The sequence below is a fragment of the Microcystis viridis FACHB-1342 genome (assembly GCF_014698335.1).
GTDB classification, from domain to species: Bacteria; Cyanobacteriota; Cyanobacteriia; order Cyanobacteriales; family Microcystaceae; genus Microcystis; species Microcystis ichthyoblabe_A.
Window position 1 is genome coordinate 18,245 of the sequence record NZ_JACJSV010000021.1, and the last position, 16,708, is coordinate 34,952.

Genomic DNA, 16,708 nt, shown 5'->3' on the forward strand with positions numbered 1-16,708 from the left:
GGAAAATTCCGGGACTTTTTCCCTGAAAATCGGTAAAATCCTACACCCTACACCCAGGAAAAACTTTTTGCCGCAAACCCTAATTAAAGGGGCAGTTAATCCCCAATAACTAGACTAATTCCACATGGGAATCGTCCCCAATCATAAAGCGTAAAGCTTTTGGACGTTGGGGGGCGATTTCTAATTTTGCCCGTCGTCCGATAACACTATCAACTATGCGCTGATGAATGCCAATAATCGTGGCATCTTTGAGAATTACACTGTGTTCTATGTCGGCATCAATTAATTTTACTCCATTAGCTATACTGCTGTAGGGACCGATAAAACAATTCTCAATGTGACAATTTTCTCCAATAATGACAGGACCGCGAATGGTACTATTAATAATTTTACTACCCTGACCAATTTGTACCCGTCCGATCACCTGACTATTAGCATCAATTTCTCCCTGTAAAGCGATTTCTAGACTGGTATCGAGGATAATCCGATTTGCTTCTAATAAATCATCTTTTTTACCGGTATCTAACCACCAACCCAGTAGTTTATTGGCTTCTACTGCTTTATTTTGATTGATTAATTCTTGGATAGCGTCGGTAATTTCTAACTCACCCCGGCCCGAAGGTTGAATAGATGCGATCGCTTGGTGAATGGTGGGGGCAAAAAAATAAATCCCCACCAAAGCTAAATTTGAGGGGGGTTCTTTGGGTTTTTCGACTAAGTATAAAACTTTGCCGGTTTCATCTACTTTTGCCACCCCAAAAGCACTAGGATTAGAGACTTTTCGCAATAGAATTAAAGCATCAAGGGACTGTTTTTGGAAAGAGTCTAAAAAGGGCGATAAATCATCCTCGATTAGGTTATCACCCAAGTACATAATAAAGGGGGAATCTCCTAGGAAAGATTGGGCAGTTTTAACCGCGTGAGCTAATCCTGCCGGTTGATCTTGGCGAATATAAGTTATCTTAGCGCCAAACTGTTCACCATTGCCCGTGGTCTGACGAATTTCTTCCCCAGTTTCGGGACTGATAATAATGCCAATATCGGTAATTCCTGCGGCCACAATTGATTCGATTCCATACCATAAAATCGGTTTATTGGCCACGGGAACTAACTGTTTTGCCCCGGTATAAGTTAGGGGACGTAACCTCGTACCTTTACCACCAGATAAAATTAGTGCTTTCATAGTTTTAAAGATTAAATAGTTGGTTGAGCATAGCTTTGAGAGAATCTCGCCAATAGGGAGGAATATAATCCAATTGTTGCGAGATTTTTTGACCAGAAAGAACCGAATAGGCCGGACGCACTGCTGGGGTAGGATATTCAGCAGTAGTAATGGGAATTACTCTCTGAATTTTTAAGGGAATACCGCTTATTTTTGCCTCCTCAAAAATCGCTTTAGTTAAATCAAACCAACTGGCGACACCGCTATTAGTAAAATTATAGATTCCTGGGGGATTATCGACATTAATTAGAAGGTGAGTAATGGCCGTGGCGATATCTTTTGCCCAAGTGGGACTTCCCACCTGATCAACAACTACTTTTAACTCCTCTCTTTCCTTGCCTAATCTCAGCATAGTTTTGACAAAATTACTTTTGCCATAACTGCCGTAAACCCAAGCAGTCCGGAGGATAATTGCCTGAGAATTAACAGTTTTAATTTCCTCTTCTCCCCTTAACTTTGATTGTCCATAAACCCCTAAAGGATTAGTTAAATCGGTTTCTAGATAGGGGGTATTTTTCCGACCATCAAAGACATAATCGGTGGAAATGTGGAGAAATTTAGCTTTAATTTTCTCGGCAGATTCCGCCATAATTTTCGGGGCTATAGCATTGATAGAATAGGCTAAATCTGGCTCGGTTTCGGCTTTATCCACTGCCGTATAAGCGGCGGCATTAACCAGATAATCGGGGTGAATTTCCCTAATTAACTGGCTGATTTTTTCCGAGTTATTTAAATCTAGTTCTTCTCGACCGATACTAATAACTTCGCCCAAGTATGGCAAAGTTACTTGTAACTCTTGTCCTACCTGACCTTTAGCACCAATTAGTAAAACTTTTTTCATCGTCTTTAGGGGAAAACTTCCACGGATTTAAAGGGTTGTCCAGCTTGGTCTTTAGGGGAGAGAATCGGGGGGGTCTCTAGAGGCCAATCAATCCCTAAATCGGCATCATTCCATGAAATAGTTTTTTCGTACTTTGGATAATAATAATTAGTGGTTTTGTAGAGAAATTCTGCTCGATCGGAGAGAACTAGAAAGCCATGGGCAAAACCTTCGGGAACCCAGAAAATCCGTTTATTTTCCGCACTTAAAACACAGCCTACCCATTGCCCAAAAGTGGGGGAACTTTGACGCGCATCCACTGCCACATCAAAAACACTACCGCTCACTACTCGCACCAGTTTACCCTGGGGATTGGGGATTTGATAGTGCAATCCTCGCAGGACATTTTTTAAGGACATAGAGTGATTATCCTGGACAAAAGTGGTATTAACCCCAGTTTTCTCTCGAAAATCTTTCTGATTAAAACTCTCCAAGAAAAAACCTCGATCGTCTCCGTAAACTTGCGGTTCAATAATTAAAACATCAGGAATTTCCGTCGGAATAACTTTCATAAAATCGGAGACAAGATAACTTTTGCGGGTAGTCTAGCACAAAAGGGCATTTTTTTCTAAAGTTTTTTATTAATCTTTCCCCGGTAACTGAATAATGATAAGATGAGCCTAACTTAGTCAGAGCATAAACGACGTGGTACAAGTCTCTACACACACCGCTACTCAATCTATCCCCATGGAGGGAGAAGCCTTAAAAAACTGGTTACAGACTAGGGCTAATCAGATTATCGCCGGCGATCGACTCAGTAAGCAAGAGGCCCTAGCTTTAACTGCGATCGAAGGTCAGGAAAATATTTTCAGCTTATGTGAAGCTGCCGATCGCATTCGTCAGGCCTGTTGTGGTAATACGGTGGATTTATGTAGCATTATCAACATAAAATCGGGAAGTTGTTCGGAAAATTGCAGTTTTTGTTCCCAATCCGTCCACCATCCCGGTCAAGATTCGCCTATCTACGGTTTAAAAAGTCGCGAGGAAATCGTCAGCCATGCGAAAGCGGCAGCCGACGCGGGGGCCAAACGCTTCTGTTTAGTTAGTCAAGGCCGGGGATTAAAGTACAATAGCCCCAAATCCAAGGAATTCGAGGAAATACTGGCCACAGTTCAAGAAATCATCGAAACCGCCAAGATTAAACCCTGTTGCGCCTTGGGAGAGTTAACCCTCCCCCAAGCCCAGGCCTTAAAAGAAGCTGGAGTTACCCGTTATAATCACAATCTGGAGGCTTCCGAGAATTTTTATCCTAACGTGGTCTCCACCCACAGTTGGCAGGATCGGGTAGAAACGGTAAAAAACCTGAAAGCGGCGGGAATTCAGGCTTGTACGGGCGGAATTATCGGTATGGGGGAAAGTTGGACTGATCGCATTGATTTAGCTTTTTCTCTGGCGGAATTAGAAGTGGAATCAGTGCCGATTAACCTATTAAACCCCAGAAGTGGCACCCCTTTAGGTCATTTACCCAAACTGGATCCTTTTACTGCCCTAAAAGCGATCGCTATTTTCCGGTTTATCTTACCCCAACAAATCCTCCGTTATGCCGGGGGACGAGAGGCAGTGATGGGAGAATTGCAAAATCTGGGGCTAAAATCGGGAATTAATGCTATGCTGATTGGGCATTATTTGACCACCCTAGGACAACCGCCCCAACAGGATCAGGCGATGTTGGCTGATCTTAGTTTAATAGGAGGAGAAGCCCCCATCCCCGGTGAATACCAACCCCAACAGACAACCTAAATCACGTCGAGGACGAGAATCTCCGCCGCGGCGCACTTCCGCATCGGTTCCCAATGAGTTAATCTGGGCCTTGATTGGCTTGTTGCTGACAATTTTTAGTACATTTGTTCCAGTAAGCCTAGCTAGTTGGTCGGCTGCGGGTCTATCTTCGCAAAAACTAGGCATAACTTACCAAATTGGGGCAGTATTGTTAACGGGCTGTCTGGGGGGCAAAAATGCCGGGCTTCTTGCCCAGGTGGCCTATATTTTTCTCGGTTTAACTTGGTTGCCGGTGTTTGCTCAGGGTGGGGGAATGGGTTATCTGAAAGAAGCCAGTTTTGGCTATATTTTAGGCTTTATGCCGGGGGCATGGCTGTGTGGTTGGCTGGCTTTTCGCTGGCGGGCTAAGATAGAAACTCTGGCTTTAAGTGCCTTTGCCGGTTTGTTAGTGATTCATCTGTGCGGTTTATTATATATGCTGGGATTGTCGATTTTTCAGCCCCAAGCCAGTCAAATCACCTTTCCCGATAGTTTGCCCACCCTATTTATGAATTATTCAGTCTGGCCATTTTTAGGGCAGTTAGTAGTAATTTGTGTGGTGGCAATTATTGCCTTTTTCTTCCGTAAATTATTATTTTATTGATGCCAGAGCCAATGTTAAAAAAAAATCGCTGGTTTTGGATAGTGGCGGTGCTTGGTCTAAGTTTAGACCAAGTAACTAAGTATATAACCGTGCAGAGTTTTGAGCAAATCGGTGATACTTTTCCGGTTATTCCGGGGGTTTTTCATTTAACCTATGTGATTAATACCGGGGCGGCTTTTAGTGCTTTTCGGGGCGGTGTTGGTTGGCTCAAATGGCTATCCTTATTAGTTAGTTTGGGATTAATGGCTTTTGCTTACTTTGGACCGCATTTAAGCCGTTGGGAACAATTAGCCTACGGTTTTATTTTAGCAGGGGCTTTCGGCAATGGTATCGATCGCTTTTTGTTTGGTTATGTGGTGGATTTTCTCGATTTTAGATTGATTAATTTTCCTGTTTTTAATCTGGCTGATGTCTTTATTAATATCGGGATTATTTGCCTATTAATTTCTACCTTTCCCCACAAGTCGCCTCGTTCTAAGTAGTGCCTTGGCTCTCTTAGGTTTGGTGGGTAAAATGTATTCACCAAATACAGTCCTGCTGGCGAGGGAGTGGAAGGAACCACTCCAGACACAGAGGACACAAAGATTGATCTATCCTATATCGCTTAAACTTATCACACAGAACCCAGAAGAGCCTTTATCCTCGATCGGGTGAGAATTGCCCACCCGAAAAACTATGCTTCTGTTTCAGAAATAGAGCGATCGAATTTACTAACTAACTGAGGATTTTCTGACCAAGCATCGATAATACTAATATTCCCATTGAGAAAATTCTGTTTAATAGCGCGACGTTGAATTTTGCCACTGGCAGTTTTGAGAATTGTTCCCGATTTAGCTAAAACAATGGCATGGGTCATAATTTCGTGTTCTTCGGCGATTTCCTGACGGATATCGGCGATTAATTTGGCCGTATCTAATTCCCCGCTGCGACGCTCTAATTCCTGGACAATAACTAACTGTTCTTCCCCGTTATCTTCAATAGAAAAAGCGGCGCCATAATCGGGACGAAAAACCTCATTAAGATGCTGTACTGACCATTCTAAATCTTGGGGATAATGATTACTACCACGGACAATAATTAAATCCTTAATCCGTCCCGTGATATGTAATTCCCCATCGAGAAGAAAACCTAAATCTCCAGTGCGTAAAAACGGTCCTTCTCCTGTATCAGCAAGATAAGCTTGAAAAGTTTCTTTGGTTGCGTCTTCCCGTTGCCAATATCCAGCGGCCATACTGGGGTCACTAGCCCAAATTTCGCCCACTTCATCGGCTGCACAAAGGGTGAAAGTATCGGGATTAACCATAGCTATACGGGTATCACAGACGCGACGACCACAACTGGGGACGTATCTAACTCCCGTAGTTCGATCAGAGCCTACAGGGACAATTTTACCGCGTTCGTAGGCGGTTGCATCCAAAGCGGTAATAATTGGGGTGGTTCCCTTGGGTTTATTGGAAATCAAGAGGGTATATTCAGCTAATCCGTAGGCAGGGGCGAAAGTTTGCCAAGAAAAGCCATAATCGGCAAAAGTATCGACAAATTTGGCCATGACCTTCGGGTTAATCGGTTCGGCGGCATTTCCCGCGGCCTGCCAACTGCTCAGGTCTAATTCCGCTAAATCGGCAGCTTTAATCCTGCGAGTACAAAGATCATAGGCGAAGTTGGGCGCTTGACTATGAGTAACTTTGTACTTAGTAATATTTTTTAACCACTGCATCGGACGCTTAATAAAAGCAAAGGGAGACATGAGATAGCAGGGTGTACCGTTGTAGAGGGGGACGGTGATACCCTCGACTAACCCGTAATCGTGAAAATAGGGCATCCAAGTGAGGGTAACGCTATCCGGTTCGTAACCACAAGCTTTTTGCAAGTAACCGCAATGGTGCATCAGGTTAAAATGACTTAACATCACTCCTTTGGGGATATTAGTCGAACCGGAGGTATATTGCAGATAGGCAAGCGCCGATTTATCCACCTGGGGATCTTGCCATTGGTCCGCCAGGGAAATATCAATTCTTTCGGTAGTAATCCATTTCATTTGGTCGAATTCTGGGAATTCTTCCTTAACACCTTCAATAAGAGTCAGAATACTTTCGGTAACTAAGGCAAAGGTGGCATTAGCATCCTTGACAATTGCGCGTAAACGGGGCAGAGTGCGCTTAAGTCGTCCCGATTCCGGTGGGGGGACGGGAATGGCAATCACTCCCGCGTAGAGACAACCACAAAAAGCGGCCACTACTTCTAAACTTTGAGGATAGAGTAACAGGGCCCGTTCTCCCAGCGCCTGGTATTTTTGCAAATAGGCGGCGATTGCTCTTGCTTGGCGATCGAGTTCACTGTAGGTTAAAGGTGGGGTTTCTTTTTTGCCATCAATAAGAAAAGTGTAGGCATGGCCCTCTGGTTGTGCCGTGGCGCGGTAACGTAAGAGTTCTACTAGGGTGGCAGGTTGAATTAAGGTTTCAGTCATCGTTGTTATCGGACTTATTGGGGCTATTGTATAGAAGTTTTAAGGTGCGGAGGGCGATCGGTCAAGGTATAGGATTAAGTTATTGGTTGGCTCTCTTAGGTTTGGTGGGTAAAATGTATTCTAAGATACAGTCCTGCTGGCGAGCGAGTGGAAGGAACCACAAAGACACAAAGGACACAGAGATTGATCACTCCTGTATAAGTTAAACTTATCACACAAAGAAGAAGAGAGCCTATTAGCTGAAATCCCCCCGCCTTATCTCTGCAATTGTGAGAAAAAAGCTATAATTAATCAATCCTAAAATACCGGGAAAAAGTCATGACAGCCCTAGACATAATCCCAGAAGTTGCCTATCCCCCCACAGATTTATGGAGTGATGAACCACCATTGGAAAGTGATCTACACCTGCAACAGATCATCATTCTCCTTAGTTGTCTAGAATTATTATGGCGCGAGAGGAGTGATTACTACGCTTCGGGAAATCTAACCATCTACTACAACGCGGAACAACTAAAAAAACGTGATTTCTGTGGTCCTGATTTTTTTGTGGTTTTAGATACCGAAAAACGCCCCCGCAAAAGTTGGGTGGTTTGGGGAGAACAGGGTAAATATCCCGATGTAATTGTCGAAATTCTCTCCGATTCTACGGCCAATATTGACCGCAATAACAAGAAAATTCTCTATCAAAATACCTTTCGCACTCCTAATTATTTTTGGTTCGATCCTAATACTTTAGAATTGCAAGGATTTAGACTAATTGGGGGACAATATCAAGCCATTTCTCCCAATGACCGGGGTTATCTGTGGAGTGAACAGTTAGGATTATATTTAGGCATATTTGACCGGAAACTGCGTTATTTTACCGCCGATGGTCAATTAGTCCCCACTCCTCAAGAAGCGGAATTAGAGCAACGACAGGCAAAAGAACAGGCTCTTTTAGAGAAAGAAAGGGAACGACAAGCCAAGGAAAAATTGGCACAAAAATTGCGAGAATTAGGCATCGATCCCGATACAATTTAACTGAAGTGGCAAAAGTCCTAAGTAGTCAGATGTTAAAATCAGACACCCCCCTTATTAAGGGGGGATCAAGGGGGGATCGACACCCCCCTTATTAAGGGGGGATTAAGGGGGGATCAAGGGGGGATTTATAATCAGCTACCTAGAGAAAGTAAACCTAAATGAGAGGTCGTGAGAAAACTTATGAGTGATATTGAACTTCGGCAGTCAGTTTATGACCTTCTTTCATCCCTGAGAGGATTAGATGCGCTCAAAAAATTATTCTGGTCTGAGTTAAATTACGAGCGAGAAAATCAAACCCTGTCCCGACGCAATTGGCCAGATAAAGCAGTAGAAGCATTAGCAGAAGATCCAATTTTATTAGCTTCTGGGGGGGAAGATTTTCAGGTTATTTATGCTCGTCTCAACTCTAAGCAACTGCTGCTCAATTTAGAGCGTCTTGTCGTTACTCAACTGCTAAAAAACCATCCCTACACTCTCTTTGTTTTCTCTGATTTCCACCAAGAACGGTGGCATTTTATCAATGTTAAATATGATGTCAAACAAGAAAAACGGCAAGTCTTGCGGCGAATTACAGTGGGTCCGGGGGAACAGTTACGAACCGCCACAGAACGCCTAAGTTTACTGGATTTAGATAATATTAGTTCCGAGTCTCCTTTAGCGATTCAGGAACGTCATGATGAAGCTTTTGATGTTGAGAAAGTTACTAAGAAATTTTTTGAACAGTATCGCTCGGTCTTTGAAAAAGTTGAGCAATTAATTACTAAAACTATCCCTAATGCTGACCAGAGAAGACTATTTACTCAGAAGCTGTTTAATCGCCTGATGTTTATTGTTTTTATCCAGAAAAAAGGTTGGCTGAAGTTTAACGAACAAACAGACTATCTAGAAACCTTATGGCAGGATTATCAGAATGATAACAGCACCTCGGACAAAAACTTTTATTATAATCGCTTGACTCATCTGTTTTTTACGGGACTGAATAATCCCCAACAAACGGATATTATTGGTATCAATAACGGTGGTTTTCTTCGGCAAATAATCGGCACAGTTCCCTATCTTAATGGGGGATTATTTGAACAGGATGAGGATGACCGCAATCCTAATATAATAGTACCCGATCAGGCGATCGATGTTATCTTACAGGGCCTTTTTAGTAATTTTAATTTCACTGTAACTGAGAGTACACCCCTTGATGTGGAGGTAGCAGTGGACCCAGAAATGTTGGGAAAAGTGTTTGAGGAATTAGTCACGGGGAGACATGAATCAGGCAGTTATTACACACCTAAACCGATAGTTTCTTTTATGTGTCGGGAGGCTTTGAAGGGATATTTAAGCAGTAAATTAACTTCTGAAAATAAAGAAGCGATTGAGCTTTTTGTTGACGAATATAATGCTATTAATTTAAAGAATCCAGAGGCAGTTTTAGAAACCTTAAAACAGGTCAAAGTCTGTGATCCTGCCTGTGGAAGTGGAGCTTATTTATTGGGAATGTTGCATGAGTTATTAGATTTGCGTCAGTGTTTATTTGCTACTAAAGGCATTGATTATAAAACGGTTTATCAGCGCAAGTTAGAGATTATTGAAACCAATATCTATGGAGTTGATATCGATCCTTTTGCGGTTAATATTGCTCGCTTAAGGTTATGGCTTTCCTTAGCGGTTGAATATGAGGGAGACAATCCGCCACCGCTACCCAATTTGAAGTTTAAAATCGAAACAGGAGATAGTCTAACTGCTCCTAATCCCCAAGGTTCTGGGATGGTGCGCGAGGAGTTTATCCATCGGTTTAGGGAAGCTAAAGCGAAGTATTTAAGAGCGCATTTAGGCAGTGATAAACAAAGTCTTGAACAGGAGATTAATGAGGTTAAGAAACAGATTGCTTTATTAACTCATGGCAGTGCTTCTGTGATTGCGAGTGATAAGGAAGCTATCTCAAAAGGGTTTGATTGGGTGGTGGAGTTTGCCGAGGTATTAGCGGAGGGAGGTTTTGATATTCAGGTAGCAAATCCCCCCTATGTGAGACAGGAATTGATTAAGGATTTAAAACCAACTTTAAAGCAGGTTTACCCTGGCGTTTATACAGGAACATCGGATTTATATTGTTTCTTTTATGCGAGAGCTTTACAATTACTTAAAACTGGGGGAATGTTAGCTTTTATTTCTTCTAATAAGTGGTTTCGGGCAAAGTATGGGGAGAAGTTAAGACAGCATATCGCTGATACTTGTCAGGTAAAAAGTATTACCGATTTTGGTGAATTGCCAGTTTTTGCAACCGCAGCCACTTTCCCAATGATTTTTATCTCTCAAAAGAGTAGTAAAATTAGTAATTTACCGATTTTTACTCAAGTTAAATCCTTAGAAGAACCTTATCCGGATGTCTTAGCTATTATTAAAAAGACTGGACAGAATTTACCAAAAGATGCGATTAAGGGAGCAAATTGGTTGCTCACAGATAGTAACAATGCTGACATTTTGCAAAAAATGGAAAAAGTGGGAATTACTTTAGAAAATTATATTAATACCAAAATATATGTTGGCTTAAAAACTGGATTTAATCAAGCTTTTTGGATTGACGAATCTCAGAAAGAACAATTGTTAAAATTGGACTATAGAAGTCAAGAAGTAATTAAACCTCTGATAGTAGGTAAGGATGTTTGTAAATGGTATATCAAGTACCAAAATAAATATCTAATCGCAACAAAAATAGGAATTAATATTTATGAATATCCAGCTATTTTAAATTATCTAAAACAATGGGAAGAGAATCTAAAACAACGCAGTGATCAAGGAAACTATTGGTGGGAATTAAGAGCTTGTGCGTATTATTCAGCTTTTGAACAAAATAAAATAATTTTCCCTGATATTTCTTTAGAACCTAGATTTACTCTTGATTCAACCGGTGCTTATGTTGATATGACCGCACTTATCATTCCTGTTAATGATTTATATTTATTAGGTTTATTAAACTCCAAATCTGTTTGGAATTATCTTCAACAAAAGGCAGCAGTATTAGGAGATGCACAGAAACGCGGAAGAATACGGCTAAAACGTCAATATGTAGCCAAAATCCCCATCCCTCTCGCTTCTGAATCTGAAAAAGAACCCATCATTAAATTAGTACAAAAATGCTTAGATGCCAAAGGAGTTAACTGTGAAGAATGGGAGAAAGAGATAGATGAGAGAGTAGCGGCATTGTATGGATTGTAAAGGGTTAGATACCCGAATTCTTTAAGAAGTCGGGTTTCTGAAATCATCACAGCGAATCTGTTAAAATAGAGGTAAATAAACCAGTCGTCAGATGAGAGAGTAGCGGCATTGTATGGATTGTGAACCTTAAGATTGTTACAAGATGCTAAAATTAGGAAAACCTGCTAAAATCAGGATATGCCAGCTAGGGATATCACAGAGAGGAGATCGTAGAATGGTAATCAACTACAGTGAATTAGTTAAATCCCTCATTGAAGAACAAGCTAAAATTCAGCAGTCTAGTGAAATTTCCCTAGAAATAATCTTTGACGATCTGAGAAAACATTATTTATTAGTACAAGTTGGTTGGCATAATAATCATTGGATTTATGGATGTCTTTTACATTTAGATATTATTAACAACAAAGTTTATATTCAACAGAACAACACAGAAATTTCGGTGGCTGAAAAGTTAGTTGAACTAGGAATTCCTAAAACAGATATTGTCATCGGATTTCACTCTCCATTTAAACGAAAATTCACAGAATATGCCATTAATTAGGAGTAAAAATAATATGGAAAAAACAACTTATCAAGCATTATAATTACCGATTGAATTAATTCAGAAACCTCTCTCTATTCTAGATCGTGAAACTGCCGTCTTAGTTGAGCAAGCTTTATCCTAAACTACTATGAAAATACAAGGAATTATCAAAGGCAATACTATTGAGCTATTAGAGGATTTATCTCTTCCTAATGGCGTAAAAATTTCTCTAGAAATCCCCGATAATTTAATTTCTAAAAAAGTATCATGGGAACAAATTGAAACCTCAATCGGAGTCTGGAAAAATCAACCAGAACTCGATGATATATTTTCTGAAATTGACCGAGAGCGCCATGCCGATCTAGGTGTGGAAATTAAATTCGATGATTAAGCCGAAAATTCATGTATTTACTGGATACTAACATCTGTATTGCCATTCTCAAAGGGAATCTGACGGTCGTTTCACATTTTAGACTTAAGTATCAGGAATCTTACCTGTCCACTTTAGTCTTAGGGGAACTATATAAAGGAGTTTATTGCTCAACTCAGTTAGAACGTAACTTAGATACATTAACCAGATTTGCCAACCAGTTACCGATAATAGCTTTTGATGAACAAGCTGCAATCGAATTTGGCAAAATTCAATCTGAACTTAGAAAAATTGGCAAACCAACAGGACAGTTAGATGCTTTAATCGCAAGCGTTGCTCGTTCTCGGCAGGATATTTTAGTAACCGATAATACTCGTCATTTTGAAAATATTTCTAATCTAGTAATAGAAAACTGGTTACAGCCCTAAAATTAAAAAATTGAACTATGCCTACCCACGACATCATCGACAATCGCCAGCAAAAATTAGTCGATAACATCAACCAAATTCTTCACTCTTCAGAAGCCGCTCATTTTGCCGTCGGTTACTTCTTCCTCTCCGGCTTTACTGCGATCGCAACTCGTCTCGCCACCATCCAACAAATGCGCCTCCTGATTGGCAACACCAGCAGCAGGGAAACCATCGAACAACTAGCAGAAGGCTACCGCCGCTTAGAACTAATTAAAAACCATCTGGAAGCACAAGAATACCCCAAACGGACAGAACGCAAGCAGATGGCAACAGAAACCGCCGACAATATTCGTTCCAGCGTCGAACTAATGGACCAAACAGATGAAGCAGAAACCTTAGTAAAAAATCTGGTTCAAATGATTGAAGAAAAACGCCTTCAGGTGCGAGTTTATACTCAAGGGCGACTCCATGCTAAAGCCTATATCTTCGACTACGGGACAATTTATAACCAGCAGGGACAACCTTTGGAACGTCAAGAAAAAGGCCTTGCTATCGTTGGTTCTTCTAACCTTACTTTATCAGGAATTTCCCACAATACCGAACTTAATGTTATCGTTCACGGTAATGAAAATCATGCCAGTTTAACAGAATGGTTTAACCAACTTTGGCAGGAAGCAACAGAATTTGATGAAACACTGATGCAGTCTTTAAAACAGTCTTGGGCGATGATGCCAGTACGTCCCTACGACATCTATATGAAAACTCTCTATATGCTCGTGCGCGATCGATTGACAGAAGAAACTGCCAGCGAAATGATGATAGATAACGAAATTACCGAGAAACTAGCAGACTTTCAAAAAGTAGCAGTTAACCAAGCAGTTAAACTCATCCGCGAGTATGGGGGTTGTTTCGTTTCCGATGTGGTAGGACTAGGAAAAAGCTTCATTGGTGCTGCCATTGTCAAACGCTTTGAACAAGTAGAAAAAGCCCGCCCCTTAATTATTTGTCCAGCGCCACTGGTGGAAATGTGGGAACGCTACAACGAAATTTATCAACTTAACGCCCGCGTTTTATCGATGGGATTGCTGCGGGAAGATGAAACCAGTGGCATCAGAGTTTTATTAGAAGATTTTAAATACAAAGATCGAGATTTTATCTTAATTGATGAAAGTCATAACCTGCGGAATGCCGCAACCCAAAGATATAAAATCGTCGAAGCCTTTTTGGCAGCCGGGAGACAATGCTGTTTCCTGACAGCAACTCCTCGCAATAAAAGTGCTTGGGATATTTACCATCAGATTAAGCTTTTTCATCAAGATGATAAGACAGATTTTCCCATAGATCCGCCCGATCTAAAAGAGTATTTTCGATTAGTAGAGAAAGGAGAAAAACAGTTACCTGACTTGTTATCTAACATCTTGATCCGGCGCACCCGCAACCACATTTTACGCTGGTACGGCTTTGATGCCAAGACTCATAAACCCGTAGATGCAGACAATTTCAAGGATTATTTAAACGGAAATCAACGCGCTTACGTTATTGTGGGTGGTAAGCATCAGTTTTTTCCCAAAAGAGAACTACAAACCATTGAATATAGTATTGAAGATACCTATCAAGGACTTTACCAAGAACTGCGCCAATATTTAGGGAAATCTCGCCAACAGCAACCAGCTAACCCTCGTAAAAATGAACTTTGCTATGCTCGTTATGTTTTGGGAAATTATGTATTACCAAATAAGCGCAAACAAGAACCATTACTCAGTTTACAAACTGGGGGAGCAAATCTAAGAGGACTGATGCGAGTTCTGTTATTCAAACGCTTTGAATCTAGCGTTTATGCCTTCCAACAAACTGTTAAGAAATTACTGCAAGTCCATCAACGCTTTCGAGAAGCTTTACGCCAAGGAATTATCCCCGCCGGAGAAGAAGCTCAGGCAATTCTCTATGAGCCAAACAATGGGGAAGAACAAGACATTATCGATGCCTTGAGTCAGGCATCTGGGAAGTATGATATAGCTGATTTTGATGCCACAATATTACAGAAACATCTTGAGCATGACATCCAATTGCTAGAGAAAATTTTGCACTTAGTTGAGCCAATTACTCCAGACAAAGATGCGAAATTACAAACCCTTAAAAGCTGGTTGAATAAACCCCCGCTGCAAGATAGCAAGTGCCTCATCTTTACTCAGTATGCTGATACCGCCTCTTACTTATATCAAAACCTCAATCCTAACGGCGATCGAGACGATCTAGAAGTCATCTACAGTGGCGATAAAGATAAGGCGCGGGTAGTGGGAAGATTTGCCCCCAAAGCCAACAAATACTATAAATTGACCCCGGGAGAGTCGGAAATCAAAACTTTAATTGCTACCGATGTTTTAGCCGAAGGTTTAAACCTACAAGATGGCAACCTGATTATTAATTATGACCTGCATTGGAATCCCGTCCGACTTATTCAAAGGTTTGGTCGGATTGATCGGATTGGCAGCGAGAATGATGTGGTTTACGGCTTTAATTTTCTCCCAGAGACGGGATTGGAGCGGAATCTAGGATTACGGCAAAAACTCAAAAACCGCATTCAAGAAATTCATGAAACCATCGGCGAGGATGCGGCAATTCTTGACCCAACGGAACAGCTTAACGAAGAGGCTATGTATGCGATTTATGAAAAAAGTAGCAGCCATCAATTAAGTTTGTTTGAAGATGAGGGAGAATTTCTCGACCTCAATGAAGCCGAAGAAATTCTCAGACAACTCCAGCGAGAAAATCCGGCTGAATACGAACGGATAGCTAACCTGCCTCATGGCATCCGAACGGCTCGCTTTTCTCTCAATAAGGGCATAATTGTCTTCTGTGAAGCTTCTTACCCTAACCGCAAAGATTGGAAGGGCTACCAGCAATTATATTGGCTCGATGAACAGGGAGAGATCATATCAAAAGATACTGCCCGCATTTTAGGAATGCTCAAAACTAACCCAGAAGAAGCAGCACTGCCGCTGCCCAAAAATTACAACCAAGCAGTCATGCAAGTCAAGATTAAATTTGCCCAAGAAGTCCAGCACCGCCAATCGGAACGGGAGTACAGCCGTTCTCTGACTCAAGCACAGCGCTACATCTTGCGAGAATTGGGACTGCTGTTTAAAACCACTCAGGATGAAGAAATCCGTAAGCAGGTTAACCTATTAGAACAGGCCTTTCGCCAACCGATTACCACTGTACTGAAGCGCGAGTTAAACCTGATTAAGCGCCGTAGCCTGACAGGAGAAGCTTTGTTTAGCGAACTGAAGAAATTATACAGCCAACATGAGATGCGGGACTGGTTAGATCGCCGTCGCTTGCAAGGTGAGGAGCAACCAATTCCCATCATTATTTGCAGTCAGGCTTTAGTTTAGAAACGGCGATCGGTCAAGGTATAGAATTAAGTTATTGGTTAAAATCCCGCCCGCCTTATCTCTGCAATTGTGAGAAAAAGCTACAATTAATCAATCCTAAAATACCGGGAAAAGTCATGACAGCCCTAGACATGATCCCAGATGTCACCTATCTCCCCACAGATTTATGGAGTGATGAACCACCCTTGGAAAGTGATCTACACCTGCAACAGATCATCATTCTCCTTAGTTGTCTAGAATTATTATGGCGCGAGAGGAGTGATTACTACGCTTCGGGAAATCTAACCATCTACTACAACGAAGAACAACTAAAAAAACGTGATTTCTGGGGTCCCGATTTTTTTGTGGTTTTAGATACCGAAAAGCGTCCCCGCAAAAGTTGGGTGGTTTGGAGAGAACAGGGTAAATATCCGGATGTAATTGTCGAGATTCTCTCCGATTCTACGGCCAATATTGACCGCAATAACAAGAAAATTCTCTATCAGAATACCTTTCGCACTCCTAATTATTTTTGGTTCGATCCTAATACTTTAGAATTGCAAGGATTTAGACTAATTGGGGGACAATATCAAGCCATTTCTCCCAATGAACAGGGTTATCTGTGGAGTGAACAGTTAGGATTATATTTAGGGATATTTGACCGGAAACTGCGTTATTTTACCGCCAATGGTCAATTAGTCCCCACTCCTCAAGAAGCTGAGTTACAGCAACGACAGGCAAAAGAACAGGCTATTTTAGAAAAAGAGCAGGCTCTTTTAGAGAAAGAAAGGGAACGACAAGCTAAGGAAAAATTGGCACAAAAATTGCGAGAATTAGGCATTGATCCCGATACAATTTAGGGGAAATATTATT

At 41.4% G+C, this 16,708-nt stretch carries 14 protein-coding genes; 10 read left to right on the forward strand and 4 right to left on the reverse strand.

Going from position 1 to position 16,708, the window contains the following annotated elements; genetic code table 11:
- Positions 1–109: 109 nt before the first annotated feature.
- Genes H6G40_RS09085 through rfbC form a run of 3 tightly spaced genes read right to left on the reverse strand, consistent with a single transcriptional unit; the run spans position 110 to position 2,614 of the window.
- The gene (locus H6G40_RS09085; protein ID WP_069474544.1) at positions 110–1,183 is read right to left on the reverse strand and encodes a glucose-1-phosphate thymidylyltransferase; all 1,074 of its coding nucleotides are present in this window, start codon (positions 1,181–1,183) and stop codon (positions 110–112) included.
- A 4-nt stretch (positions 1,184–1,187) separates the two neighbouring features.
- A complete protein-coding gene (rfbD, locus tag H6G40_RS09090) occupies positions 1,188–2,063 on the reverse strand; it encodes a dTDP-4-dehydrorhamnose reductase (RefSeq protein WP_069474545.1) in 876 nt (291 codons plus the stop codon).
- Positions 2,064–2,068: 5 nt separating this feature from the next.
- Positions 2,069–2,614, reverse strand: a complete 546-nt coding sequence (rfbC, locus tag H6G40_RS09095; RefSeq protein WP_069474546.1) for a dTDP-4-dehydrorhamnose 3,5-epimerase — start codon at positions 2,612–2,614, stop codon at positions 2,069–2,071.
- A gap of 133 nt (positions 2,615–2,747) precedes the next feature.
- On the opposite strand from rfbC, the gene bioB reads away from it, so the two are divergent.
- The 3 genes from bioB to lspA are packed head-to-tail and all read left to right on the forward strand — an operon-like array spanning position 2,748 to position 4,946.
- Positions 2,748–3,842, forward strand: a complete 1,095-nt coding sequence (gene bioB, locus H6G40_RS09100) for a biotin synthase BioB (protein ID WP_042790378.1) — start codon at positions 2,748–2,750, stop codon at positions 3,840–3,842.
- Positions 3,814–4,464, forward strand: a complete 651-nt coding sequence (locus H6G40_RS09105; RefSeq protein WP_002732446.1) for a biotin transporter BioY — start codon at positions 3,814–3,816, stop codon at positions 4,462–4,464. The genes bioB and H6G40_RS09105 overlap by 29 nt, the downstream gene beginning before the upstream one ends.
- Positions 4,465–4,475: 11 nt before the next feature.
- Positions 4,476–4,946, forward strand: a complete 471-nt coding sequence (gene lspA / locus H6G40_RS09110; RefSeq protein ID WP_002732466.1) for a signal peptidase II — start codon at positions 4,476–4,478, stop codon at positions 4,944–4,946.
- Between the two features lie 191 nt (positions 4,947–5,137).
- Here the strand turns inward: lspA and H6G40_RS09115 are convergent, their stop codons facing one another.
- Positions 5,138–6,931, reverse strand: a complete 1,794-nt coding sequence (locus H6G40_RS09115) for a fatty acyl-AMP ligase (protein ID WP_069474548.1) — start codon at positions 6,929–6,931, stop codon at positions 5,138–5,140.
- 318 nt (positions 6,932–7,249) lie between these two features.
- On the opposite strand from H6G40_RS09115, the gene H6G40_RS09120 reads away from it, so the two are divergent.
- The 7 genes from H6G40_RS09120 to H6G40_RS09150 all read left to right on the forward strand — a co-directional run bounded on the left by H6G40_RS09120 (position 7,250) and on the right by H6G40_RS09150 (position 16,695).
- Complete coding sequence (locus H6G40_RS09120) at positions 7,250–7,951, forward strand: Uma2 family endonuclease (RefSeq protein WP_002731540.1); 702 nt, start codon at positions 7,250–7,252, stop codon at positions 7,949–7,951.
- A 180-nt stretch (positions 7,952–8,131) separates the two neighbouring features.
- On the forward strand, positions 8,132–11,158 hold the full coding sequence (locus H6G40_RS09125; RefSeq protein ID WP_190537558.1) for an Eco57I restriction-modification methylase domain-containing protein: 3,027 nt from the start codon (positions 8,132–8,134) through the stop codon (positions 11,156–11,158).
- 214 nt (positions 11,159–11,372) lie between these two features.
- Complete coding sequence (locus H6G40_RS09130; RefSeq protein WP_190537560.1) at positions 11,373–11,699, forward strand: XisI protein; 327 nt, start codon at positions 11,373–11,375, stop codon at positions 11,697–11,699.
- A gap of 130 nt (positions 11,700–11,829) precedes the next feature.
- Positions 11,830–12,072 carry a hypothetical protein gene (locus tag H6G40_RS09135; RefSeq protein ID WP_149979770.1) on the forward strand — a complete coding sequence of 81 codons (243 nt, stop codon included), beginning with the start codon at positions 11,830–11,832 and terminating at the stop codon, positions 12,070–12,072.
- Between the two features lie 11 nt (positions 12,073–12,083).
- Complete coding sequence (locus H6G40_RS09140; RefSeq protein ID WP_002734590.1) at positions 12,084–12,479, forward strand: type II toxin-antitoxin system VapC family toxin; 396 nt, start codon at positions 12,084–12,086, stop codon at positions 12,477–12,479.
- A 17-nt stretch (positions 12,480–12,496) separates the two neighbouring features.
- Positions 12,497–15,856, forward strand: coding sequence for a helicase-related protein (locus H6G40_RS09145; protein ID WP_190537562.1), 3,360 nt, complete (start codon positions 12,497–12,499; stop codon positions 15,854–15,856).
- Between the two features lie 116 nt (positions 15,857–15,972).
- On the forward strand, positions 15,973–16,695 hold the full coding sequence (locus H6G40_RS09150; RefSeq protein WP_069474570.1) for a Uma2 family endonuclease: 723 nt from the start codon (positions 15,973–15,975) through the stop codon (positions 16,693–16,695).
- Positions 16,696–16,708 lie beyond the last annotated feature (13 nt).